We start from the raw sequence: 12075 nt of genomic DNA on the forward strand, positions 1-12075 counted from the left end.
TTCTTATGAGCAAATCCAATTACTTAACCGTTTTACCTGCTTTGAAATCTGCCAATACTTGTGCCCGCTCAGCATCAGACATTGCTATCAAACCTGCTTTTTCAAGTTGTGAACCTTTACCAGAAACCTTTTTACTCAAAAAGAACTCAACATATTCAGGCAAACCTTGAATAATTTTCATATGCTCACTTTTAACATAGAAATACAAAGGTCGAGACACAGGATACTGACCATTTAAGATGGTTTTTTCACTTGGTACAACATTATTTACCGTTGCAACACGCAAACGGTCACGGTTTTGATTATAGAAACCCAATCCAAATACACCAACAGCATTTGGCGCAGTTTTCAAACGTGCCAAGGTTTCTGTGTAGTCTCCCGAAATCTCAATCACACGACCATCTCTACGAAAGCTCGAACATGCTTTTTTCTGTTCATCTGTATTTAGCTTTTTAAAGTATTCGTATGCTTCACATCCAGCGTTAACCATCTTTTCCTGAAATACTTCACGTGTGCCGTGATTCGCGGCAGGAATGACAAGTGTAATGGGTTCATTTGGCAAAGTAGGATCAATCTGGTTCCAGCGTGTATATGGGTTTGGAACCAATTTACCTTTAGATGGCAATTTTTCAGCCAAGGCTGCAAATATATGATAAGGCTTTAACTTGAATGCCGGTTTGGAACTGCTTGATGCAAACACAATACCGTCATAACCAATTTTGATTTCCTGAATTTTGTTGACGCCTGCTTTTTTACATGCACTGATTTCTGTGTCTTTAATTTTTCGTGATGCATTTGCAATATCAATCGTGTTATCACCAACACCCTGACAAAACTGCTTTAAACCCGCAGATGAACCACCAGAACCAACAACAGGTGATTTGAATTGTGGAAACATATGCCCAAAATCTTCAGCAACAATACTTGCATAAGGCAATACCGTAGAAGAACCTGCAATTTGGATGGTATCGCGTGCAGCATGTGCACCTGTTGCCAGCGTTCCTCCAGTCAAAGCAAATGCCAGGGCTAGGTATTTGTTGCCAAAATTCATTGTCATCTCTCAATTTATGCCAAGAAATTCTCTCACTTTTTTCTTGCGCAAACTCATATTTGATAGACTGCATTCTGATTTTTTTATATTACACTTAGGTTACAACCCCACGACTTATTCATATTTTTTAAACAAATAAATAAAATATTTAAAATTCAAAACCTTAAGTTTATGTATTTTCTAGAAATCTTAAAAAGCCTCTAAAATTCATCATTAAATCTTATAAAAATTGAACAATTTAGAGAATTAGCAAATATTTTTTGTTTATTTTTAAAGCGAAAAACATCAGTTACTCAATAATTTGTCACGAATTCATGACCGATTTATATCAGTTCATATTAATCGGTCATAAATATGTCATTGTTATCTGATTGAAGCCTTATCTACTTGAAAAGGCTTCATTGTTTCAGACGTAATTTTACATCGTTAATTTAGAAGGTGCTTGCTGAACATCTCCACTAAGCTGTTGTTTACGGTATTTGAAAATATACATCGCCGCTAAAAAACCTAACCAAATCGGCACCATAATGACAGCGATTCGCATATCTGGCGTTAAGCTCATAATCAGTAAGATAAAAAATACAAAACCAATGGTGAGATAATTACTCCAAGGACTCCAAATACTCTGGAAGCTTGGCTGTAATTGCTGTTGATGCATCGCTTTCTTAAACTTTAGATGCGTCCATGAAATCATTAACCAGTTAATCACCAATGCAGAAACAACCAGCATCATCAGCAACCCAAAAGCTTGTTCAGGCATCACATAATTAATCAATACACAACCCGCCGTAATCGCAGCAGAGACCAAAGCTGCTGGTACAGGTATTCCTCTCCCATTTACACGTTTCAATATTTTAGGTGCATTGCCTTGCATCGCCAGACCGTGGAGCATCCGACTATTACAATAGATACAACTGTTATAGACCGAAATCGCGGCCACCAACACCACAAAATTCAAGACATTGGCAACGCCGTGACTATTGAGTGACTGAAAAATCAGTACAAATGGGCTACCACCTTGTGCCACATGATCCCAAGGAAACAAACACAGTAAAATCCCAATCGCCCCCACATAAAAGATCAGGATTCGATACACAATCTGATTGATGGCTTTAGGAATGGTTTGGCTTGGGTTTCGTGTTTCAGCGGCAGTAATTCCGATGAGTTCCAGCCCACCAAAAGCAAACATGATCGGTGCCATTGCCATTACCAGACCATAACCGCCATGCGGGAAAAATCCGCCATGTTGCCATAAATTGCTGACCGACGCCTGAGCACCTGCATTGCCTGACAGCAACAAATTGTGCCAAACCCGATCATACTTAAAATGGCTATAATCTTGATACAGGAGAATATAAACTCCGACTCACCAAAAAAACGTACATTAATCAGGTTAATCCCATTGATCAGCACAAAGAAAAATAATGCACTCATCCACGTTGGAATTGCAGGCCACCAAAACTGAATAAATGTCCCGATCGCACTGAGCTCTGCCATGCTAACCAAGACGTATAACACCCAATAATTCCAGCCCGACATAAAGCCAGCCATACGCCCCCAGTATTTGTTGGCAAAAAAACTAAAAGAGCCACTGACAGGTTCATGAACCACCATTTCACCCAAATGCCGCATAATCAGAAATGCGATTACACCCGCCAATGCATATCCCAACAAAACTGATGGCCCTGCAAGCTGAATAGTGTGAGAAATTCCTAAAAATAACCCTGTTCCAATTGCACCACCCAGTGCAATCAACTGAATATGCCGATTGGATAATCCCTGTTTTAATGTCTGTTGCTCATCCATCATGTTATCTACTGTCATCGTCATCTATCCTTGACTGATTTTTTATTTGCCCAGTGACCCTGAACACATTTCACACTGGGCGTTTTTAACTCACCTCATACAGGCACGACCACCTGAGGTTTAAGTTCTGCTGAAACCTTTTTTAATTTTTGATAGGCCAAATCACCATAGTCATAACGTGCTACAGCATCGGCAAATTTATGCAAGCTTGCAGGTGCATCCAAGGCAGGCAACTTGAGTTCAATCAGAGTCAATTCATCTAGATTCGCCACCTGCTGTAACACCGTTTCAAGTTGTCCCTCTGTTTCAACACTAAAATTGTGGTAGCGCTGCTCGGCATTAAAGACATCCAAAATTTTGGTGTATTTCCAGTTTTGAATATCGTTATAAGCTGCATGCTCACCCAAAATCAGCCGTTCGATGGTATAGCCGCCATTGTTCAACACAAAAATGATCGGCTTAAGTCCATGACGAACAATGGTCGATAATTCCTGCACAGTCAGTTGTAGTGAACCATCCCCAATAAAAAGAATTTGACGACGCTTAGGTGCTGCCAATAATGTGCCCAACAAAGCAGGCAAGGTATAACCGATCGAACCCCAAATTGGTTGTGAAATATAAGTCGCTGTGGCTGGCAAACTTAAACCTGACAATGCTGAGTTAGACGTTCCCACTTCACCTAAAATCACATCATCTGCTTGGAAAAATGGCATCACCCTGTTCCACAAGATTGCTTGAGAGAGCTTTTGCTCTGGCTGAATGACATCGAGTGTTGCTACTGGCTGCTGTGGTTTTGACCAAGTAACTGTCTTTTTAACAAGACAGTGATTCAACTCGGTGAGTAATTGCTGAATTTCAATGCCTGAAAAATTATGTTTTCCCACACCAATAAAAGACTGTCGAATCTCAATGTAGTTTTGAAAATCAATCTGATGTGAAAAAAGCCCTGTTGCCACATCGGTAAAACGCACACCGATACCAATCAAACAGTCTGAATTCTCCACAATCTCACGTGTCTGCGGATGGCTCGCCGCTCCAACATAGACCCCAGCATAAGATGCCGAGCCTTCATCCATAATGTTTTTAGAGGTGGGCAAACAAACAAAAGGAATCGAGCATCGTTCAGCCAGTGTTTTTAATAATGCTGTGACCTGAAAAACCTGAGCTTCCTGATCAATTAACAATACTGGTCGCTGTGCTTTACTCCACTTCTGCGCAATTTTCTCAACCACAGCCTGCAACTGCTCAGGATCACTGTGAGGATGATTTAAATCAAGTTCAGGCACATTGACTTCTATCTTGAGATGAGTAATATCGGAAGGCAATTGCAAATAGACAGGTCGACGTTCCAAAATACACTGACGCAGTACACGATCAATTTCACTCACGGCATTGGCAGGTGTTAAACGTGTTTGTGCAACTGTAAACTCTTGCATGCAGTGCATGACGTTATCATAGTTACCATCCACCAAGGTATGGTGAATCAACTCCCCATTTTGCACTGCATGCAATGGTGGAATACCTGAAATATGAACCACAGGCACATGCTCAGCATAAGCTCCTGCTATGGCATTGATCGCGCTTAAATCACCCACACCATAAGTCGTCACTAAAGCTGAAAAACGTTGAATACGTGCATAACCATCAGCGGCATAAGCTGCATTTAATTCATTACAGTTGCCTATAAATTCGAGCTGGGTATCTGCTTGTATCTGCTCAAGATAAGACAAATTAAAATCGCCTGGCACACCAAATACATGAAAAATTCCAAGCTGTTTCAATCGTTTATTTAAAAACTCACCAATTTCCATACGCATTTTTATCTATTCCTTATTTTAGATATCCTTCCATAAGAAATAATATTTCATCTGTTTTTTTGATTTCATGCATAATAGAAACGGATTTTAATAAAAATGCACAAGATGTGTATCATAAAAGGATTTGATGCAATGGATAAGTTTGACTGGAAGATCATTCATGCCTTACAACACAATGGTCGATTGACCAATCAGGAAATTGGCGATTTGATTGGTTTATCTGCATCCCAATGCTCACGCAGGCGACAGCTCCTTGAACAAAAAGGCGTAATTTTGGGTTACAGTGCCCGCATTTATCAGAAAGCGTTAGGGCTTGAAGTGACCGCCATGATTCACGTTAATCTACGTACACATGAAAAACAATCACAACAGGCCTTTCAGGAATTAATTGAAAACGAAGACAGCATTCAGGATGCATTTTCTTTAAGTGGTGATGCTGATTTTATTTTAAAAGTGGTCGCTGAGAATCTGGAACAGCTCTCGCAGTTTGTGACTGACAAGCTGTTATCCTGTAATTTAATCAGCCATATTAAATCCTACATCGTCCTAAAAAAATTTAAAGAACAGTGTCATTTTTCAGTTCAGCCAAAACTGCGTTATTAATTCCATAAAAAAAGCCCAGTCATTGAAACTGGGCTTTTTTACAAAGCAGCTTAGGGCTTAGTCAATCGCTGGAACATAAGTTCCTGCTGCAATCGCATCTTTAATGCGATCTGCTTCAGCCAAGACCAATGCAAGTAAGTTCTGAACGTTTTCTAGTGTTGCCACTGGGCTTAAAGTGGTCATTTTCAATGATTGAACATCGCCCACTTTAGTTACACCAATATTTGCCTCACCACGTGCAAACAATTCATCAGCAACGTTCTGGTTCAAGCTATCCAAGAATTCAGCAGGATAACCTTCAGGCACAACACGGAACAACACAGAAGCAAATTGTGGCTCAATCAACAATTCAAGACCTGGTGTTGCTTTAATATAGTCAGCAACTTCACGTGTCAATTTAACACCATGATCGATCATTGAACCGTAAAGTTCTTCACCCAATGCTTCAACAGTCATCCACAATTTCAATGCATCAAAACGACGAGTCGTTTGTAATGATTTAGAAACAAGGTTTGGTACACCATGTTCTTCATCATAAGCAGAGTTTAGGTATTCTGCTTCATAATGCATAAAGCGATAGTTGGCTTCATCTTTCAACAAGAACGCACCACAGCTAATGCTTTGGAAATAGTGCTTATGGAAATCCAGTGTCACTGAGTCTGACAATTCAATACCGTCCAGCATTGAACGATAGTCATTAGAAAGAATCAGTGCGCCACCCCAAGCTGCATCGATATGCATCCATGCGCCATACTGAGTGGTCAGTTCACGAATTTTCTTGAGTGGATCAATTGCACCAGCATCGGTTGTACCTGCTGTTGCAACCACACAAGCCACGATTTTGCCTTCAGCTTGTAAATGCGCCATGGTTTTTTCAAGCGCATCAACATCCATCTGTGCATTTTCATTCACAGGAACAGTAACAACTGACTGGAAGCCCATGCCCATCATTGCCATGTTCTTTTGCACAGAGAAGTGTGCATTTTCAGAACAAATGACTTTGACTTTTTTCAACGCATCGGCAGGTACGCCATCACGCTGAACAGACCATTCCTGACCGTCTTCATTTTTCCAGTTTTTAGCAATACACCAGTCACGTGCAAGCAATACACCCATAAGGTTAGATTGCGTACCACCAGAGGTAAATACCCCTGCCTGACCTGAGCCATAACCGACTTTTTGACGAAGCCAGTCAATCAACTGAACTTCCATCAATGAGCCCGCTGGGCTTTGATCCCAAGAGTCCATCGATTGGTTGGTTGCATTGATTAACACTTCCGCGATTTGGCTCATCACCATAGTCGGGCAGTGTAAATGTGCTAAAGAATGTGGATGATGGACTTTTAAGCTTTTATTGAGAAAAAGCTCAACCATACGTTGCAATGAGTCTTGTACACCCAAACCATCTTTTGATGGCTTGAAAGAAATCGCTGCACGCAAATCTTTGATGCTGCCGCCCGTGTACATTTTGTCATTTTGCAACCATGCTGAAACTGCTTTTACAGCTTCACCCATTGCTGACTCATAGTCAGCAATAGATTGTGCATCATTACAAAGTAAAGCTTTACGATGTTGCGCAAAATCAACCATTAAGCACCTCGAACGGCAACAAGCGCCTCAGCAACTGCTTTCTTGAAGCGTGTAATAACTTCTACACACTCTTCTTGAGTGATGATCAATGGGCAAAGTAAACGAATTACTGTACCGTTACGACCACCTTTTTCTAACAACAATTTGTTGTTAAAGCATGCTGTCTGAATTGCTGCTGCAAGTTGTGCATCTGCTGGTAAAGAACCCATGTGATCAGCCGCTTTGCGCTCATCTACAATTTCAATACCAACCATCAAACCACGGCCACGTACGTTACCGATACATGGGAATTCTTGTGCCAATTGTTTAATTTCAGCTTGTAAGAAATCACCGCGTTCTTGGGCATTTTGAGCAAGTTTTTGTTCAGTAATGGTTTTTAATACCACTAAACCTGTACCCATTGCCAATTGGTTACCACGGAAAGTACCCGTGTGACCCGCAGGTTGCCAAGCATCAAACTTACGTTTAATACCCAATACAGCAAGTGGTAAACCACCGCCAACCGCTTTTGACATTACAACAACATCAGGCTCGATTCCTGCATATTCAAAGGCGAACATTTTACCTGAACGTGCGAAACCAGCTTGAACTTCGTCCAAGATTAAAACGATGTTGTGCTTTTCAGTCACTTCACGGATTTTACGCAACCATTTGGTTGGCGCAACAACCACACCACCTTCACCTTGAATTGCTTCAAGAATCACGGCTGCTGGCTTAGTTACACCACTTTCAACGTCTTCAATGAATTGTTCAAAGTAGTAAGTTAATGCATCAACACCCGCTTCACCACCAAGACCTAGTGGGCAACGGTATTCGTGTGGATATGGCATAAATTGCACGCCAGGCATTAAGTTATTGACTGCATTTTTTGCACTCAAGTTGCCTGTCATTGCCAATGAACCGTGTGTCATACCGTGATAGCCACCAGAGAAGCTGATCACTGTTGAACGGCCAGTATATGTTTTTGCAAGTTTAATTGCTGCTTCTGTTGCATCTGCACCAGATGGACCACAGAACTGTAAACAATATTCTTCTTTACCACCTGGCAAGTACGCCAATAAAGCTTCGGTAAAAGCATCTTTTAAAGGAGTCGTTAAATCCAAAGTATGCAAAGGAATACCACTTGTAAGAGTGTCCTGAATGCTTTGAATAACCGCAGGGTGGTTATGACCTAATGCCAATGTCCCTGCACCAGCTAAACAATCAAGGTACTCAGTACCTTCAACATCAGTAACCCAACAACCTTGTGCTTTCGCTATCGCTAACGGTAATTTACGTGGATAACTACGAACATTCGATTCCATCTGACTTTGGCGAGTCAAATAATATTCGTTAGTAGAATTGGTGGCAGGATTTACAGAAGTAACGCTCATATCGAATTACCATCTCTGATATGGGTTGAAAGAAATAAGTCTGGTGACTTGTGGTCCTTTGACTCGGTGCTTGTAGAGTTCTAGTTAGACAAAATTTATATCTTATAACTAGGAGGGCGATAATACCCTTTTTTCTATAAAAATAAAGACCTTTTAGCTCTTTATTTAACCTAATTTCATTAAAAAAAAAATTTATCTAATCAATTAGCTTCATTATCATGATACTCCATGACAAAAATAAGAAAATCCATCTCTTAAGAAATATTTTTCTATTTTTCAATCAATAGCTTTCACAATAAATCACTCAATATTTAAGCTACTGAATTTAAAAATTTTTATACTTTAACATTAGATACAAAAACCAAAAAAGTATTACAAAGAAGCGACAATTTCACTTTATATAATCCGTTTTATACAATTAACATGAGCCTGATAACAAACACTCCAAATTTAAGGAAAATTTATGAGAAATTTGCTTGTATCTAGCTTAATTCTTGCTAGTGTCAGTAGCCCTGTTTTTGCAGCCACCACAGATGCATTAAATTACAACGTTGTGAGTATTCAGGCCGATGCTTCTCGCGAAGTTTCTAACGATCAGATTCAAGCTGTACTCTATATTGAGAAAAGCAACAAACAACCTGCTGAACTGGCCAATCAGATCAACATGCAAATGAATCAGGCATTAGCTTTAGCAAAAAAATATCCTCAAGTAAAAGTCAAAACAGGGGCTCAAAGCACGTACCCAATTTATGATACTGACAACAAGAAGCTTAAAGAATGGCGTGGTCGTGCCGAATTACAGATTCAAAGCCATGACTTTAAAGCAGCAAGTCAGCTAATCAGTGAATTGCAACAAAACTTCCAAACAGATTCAATCGGCTTTAGTGTTTCTGATGAACAACGTAGCAAAATCGAAAATGAGCTTATGATGGAAGCATCCAAAAATTTCCAACAACGTGCCCAACTCATGAGCCAGTCTTGGCACAAAAATGGTTACAACCTGATTAATCTCAACATCAACACAAATAATAATTACCGACCAGTGATGATGAGTTCATTGCGCACTGCAAAATTTGCTGAAGCTTCACCAATGGCACAGGATATGAATGCGGGTGAATCTAAAATTAGTGTCAGCGCAAACGGAACAATTCAATTAAAATAAAAGCTTGAATTAATATTTAGCGGGATAACCAGATGAAATCTTTCAATGCCAATCATATTTCATGTAGTCATGATGATGATGTTTTCAGCATTGGCTTAGCAGATGATGAATTTGACCCAATTGATTTTGTCATTTTAAGCCGTTTTGAAGAATCTGATGTCCCTGCCGATCAACAAATCGGATTACTCGTCAATGAAACTGATGTTGAGTTCCAACATGTAATTGAATCTATTCGTATCTTTGATACACAAATGGTCATTCAACTCACGGACGATGTTGCCGAAGATTTAGAGTACAGCAGTATTCATATTGAACTTGCAGATCAGCATGATGACTTACGTAAAGCAATCAAGCAGATGTTTACTGGATCAAGTGTCAACCTGATCTTTAATTAATAAAAAAGCGCAGTTTAAACTGCGCTTTTTTATGCCTAACACATTACTTTTTAAATGGTAATGAGTATTTCAAGATACGTCCTAAAACTTGTCCGTATTGTTTAAACAGGCTGGCATTGTTGTAGTTCAAGCCATATTTTTTACATACTGCTTCAACTTTTGGCCCCATCTTACGATAACGGCGTGCAGGTACTTCTGGGAACAAGTGATGTTCAATTTGATGGCTCAAGTGACCAGTCAAAATATGAAATGCTTCTGAACCTGATAAGTTTGATGAACCACGAATTTGGCGCATATACCAGTGTCCACGGCTTTCATTTTCCAAAACACTTTTCGGGAAAACTTCAACATCTTTAGTGAAGTGCCCACAGAAAATAATGCTAAATGTCCAAGCATTTCGGATACCATTTGCAGCCAAGTTTCCAAGTAGAACTGGAACAGCACTTGGGCCTGCAACCAATGGGAAAAAGACATAGTCTTTAAACAATTGCTTTGCAGCTTTGCGTTGAACTGGACGCATTTCTTGCAAGAACCTAGCTTTGGTTTTACGACCCATCATCAGTTTACCAACTTCTAGATTTTGAATCGCAACGCCCCATTGGAACAACAAGCAAAATGGAATGCTGTACAACGGTTGCAACAGGTAGCTTTTCTTCCAGCGTTGTTCTGGGAACAAACGAACCAAGCCATAACCGATATCATCATCCATACCTTTAATGTTGGTATAAGTATGATGCTTATAGTTGTGAGTTTGGCGCCAGTTATCCCCTGTCCCCACGTTGTCCCATTCGTAAGTTTGACCCATGAATTTCGGATCGTTCATCCAGTCATACTGACCATGCATGACGTTGTGACCGACTTCCATGTTTTCCAAAATTTTAGATACGCCTAATAAGCCCGTACCCAATATCCATGCTGGCGGGAACCAGCCCGCGAACAACAACGCACGACCTGCAAGGCTGCTATAGCGCACCACTGAATAAACACGGCGAATATACTTGGCATCTTTTTCACCCAAGTCATCCACAACTTCTTGCTTGATTGCATCTAACTCTTGAGCAAGTGCATCTAACTGTTCTTCTGTAAGTTCGCTGTTTTTCGGATTTTTAAAATATTGCGGTTTTACTTGCATATTCATAGTAGATGCCTCTCTTAAAGATCTAACACAAGGTCAGTTTGGGCGGAGTTGACACATAAACGGAGTAAACTATTAGGTTCAGTATTTTCAGACTGGTTATTTAAATTCTTTGTTGCACCAGATGCTTTGTTACAAGCACACTTGTTACAAATACCCATACGGCAACCATGTGTTGGTTTTAACTGAGCTTGCTCCAGACCCACCAAAATTGGCTGTCCTTTTGCAATTGCAATCGTTTTATTTGATTTGCTTAAAGTCACGTTTACAAAACCAATATCATTGGTTTCGATTGGCGTTAAGCTAAAGGCTTCACCTTTAAAGAGTTTTGCACCAGCAAAAACATTTTCTGCTGCGTTTACAAAACCAGATGGACCACAAGCAAAGACAGTTCGCTCAGCAAAATCAGCAGCCAATTCTGTATGTTTTGCATTAATACGCTCTGCTGCTGGCTCATCACGTGTACACAAAGCGGTGAATTTGAAGTTTGGATAAGTCTGTTGCCACGCTTCAAATTCTGTTTTAAAGGCTAAACCTGTTGCATGTTGAGCCCAGTACATCAAATGAATGTCATAATCTTTGAGCTGGCCTGATTTCGCTAATGCAGCCAACATACTGTAAATTGGTGTAATACCGCTACCTGCAGCCAAGAGTAACAACTGCTTTTGTGACTGTGTATTAATCAGCATGTCGCCATACGGTTGACCAAATTCAATAATGTCGCCGACTTGTGCTGTTTCACACAACCAAGTACTCACAATACCACCTTGAATCTTTTTCAAAGTCAGCTGTACATGATGTGCATCCAACTGCGTCAAGCTATATGTACGCTCATAACGACGACCATGAATTTCGACATGTACAGGATGATGCTGACCCGCAACACCAAATTGCATGCGCTGGTTGCAGTGAATCGTCAAACTCACGACATCATCAGCAATTTCTTGCTTTTTAACAATTCGTCCAAGCATCTCATGAGTTGACCACAGTGGGTTCACTTTCTGAAGCCAGAAATTCACTGTTTTACTGTCATAAACACTGCCAGACAAAAAATCTACAAGCTGTTTTTTACGTTGTATTGTATGCACCATGGTCATCTCAACTATGACTTTTTAATTATTATACACATGTATATATATTTGT

The 12075-nt window shown here is 40.1% G+C and carries 9 protein-coding genes and 1 pseudogene; 3 read left to right on the top strand and 7 right to left on the bottom strand.

Going from position 1 to position 12075, the window contains the following annotated elements; all coding sequences use genetic code 11:
- Window positions 1-19 precede the first annotated feature (19 nt).
- From C1A47_RS09175 to C1A47_RS09185, 3 genes and pseudogenes are all read right to left on the bottom strand, one after another.
- The gene (locus C1A47_RS09175) at window positions 20-1051 is read right to left on the bottom strand and encodes a PstS family phosphate ABC transporter substrate-binding protein (protein ID WP_111894628.1); all 1032 of its coding nucleotides are present in this window, start codon (window positions 1049-1051) and stop codon (window positions 20-22) included.
- A 418-nt stretch (window positions 1052-1469) separates the two neighbouring features.
- A pseudogene (locus tag C1A47_RS09180) lies at window positions 1470-2881 on the bottom strand (amino acid permease).
- A gap of 71 nt (window positions 2882-2952) precedes the next feature.
- Window positions 2953-4674, bottom strand: coding sequence for an alpha-keto acid decarboxylase family protein (locus C1A47_RS09185; RefSeq protein WP_111894630.1), 1722 nt, complete (start codon window positions 4672-4674; stop codon window positions 2953-2955).
- Between the two features lie 132 nt (window positions 4675-4806).
- Here C1A47_RS09185 and C1A47_RS09190 point away from each other — a divergent pair, with 132 nt between their 5' ends.
- Window positions 4807-5277, top strand: coding sequence for an Lrp/AsnC family transcriptional regulator (locus C1A47_RS09190; protein WP_111894632.1), 471 nt, complete (start codon window positions 4807-4809; stop codon window positions 5275-5277).
- Between the two features lie 57 nt (window positions 5278-5334).
- Here C1A47_RS09190 and C1A47_RS09195 read toward each other — a convergent pair whose 3' ends face one another.
- Window positions 5335-6867: a pyridoxal phosphate-dependent decarboxylase family protein gene (locus C1A47_RS09195; RefSeq protein WP_111894634.1), complete on the bottom strand. Its 1533-nt coding sequence runs from the start codon at window positions 6865-6867 to the stop codon at window positions 5335-5337.
- A complete protein-coding gene (locus C1A47_RS09200; protein ID WP_111894636.1) occupies window positions 6867-8240 on the bottom strand; it encodes a diaminobutyrate--2-oxoglutarate transaminase in 1374 nt (457 codons plus the stop codon). Before C1A47_RS09200 ends, C1A47_RS09195 begins: the two co-directional genes overlap by 1 nt.
- A 463-nt stretch (window positions 8241-8703) precedes the next feature.
- On the opposite strand from C1A47_RS09200, the gene C1A47_RS09205 reads away from it, so the two are divergent.
- On the top strand, window positions 8704-9402 hold the full coding sequence (locus C1A47_RS09205; RefSeq protein WP_111894638.1) for an SIMPL domain-containing protein: 699 nt from the start codon (window positions 8704-8706) through the stop codon (window positions 9400-9402).
- Window positions 9403-9434: 32 nt separating this feature from the next.
- On the top strand, window positions 9435-9797 hold the full coding sequence (locus tag C1A47_RS09210) for a hypothetical protein (protein WP_111894640.1): 363 nt from the start codon (window positions 9435-9437) through the stop codon (window positions 9795-9797).
- Window positions 9798-9840: 43 nt separating this feature from the next.
- Here C1A47_RS09210 and C1A47_RS09215 read toward each other — a convergent pair whose 3' ends face one another.
- Window positions 9841-10935, bottom strand: coding sequence for a fatty acid desaturase family protein (locus C1A47_RS09215; protein WP_111894642.1), 1095 nt, complete (start codon window positions 10933-10935; stop codon window positions 9841-9843).
- A 14-nt stretch (window positions 10936-10949) separates the two neighbouring features.
- Window positions 10950-12020, bottom strand: a complete 1071-nt coding sequence (locus C1A47_RS09220) for a flavin reductase family protein (RefSeq protein WP_111894891.1) — start codon at window positions 12018-12020, stop codon at window positions 10950-10952.
- Window positions 12021-12075: the final 55 nt, after the last annotated feature.

The organism is Acinetobacter sp. MB5, assembly GCF_003261585.1.
Taxonomy (GTDB): domain Bacteria; phylum Pseudomonadota; class Gammaproteobacteria; order Pseudomonadales; family Moraxellaceae; genus Acinetobacter.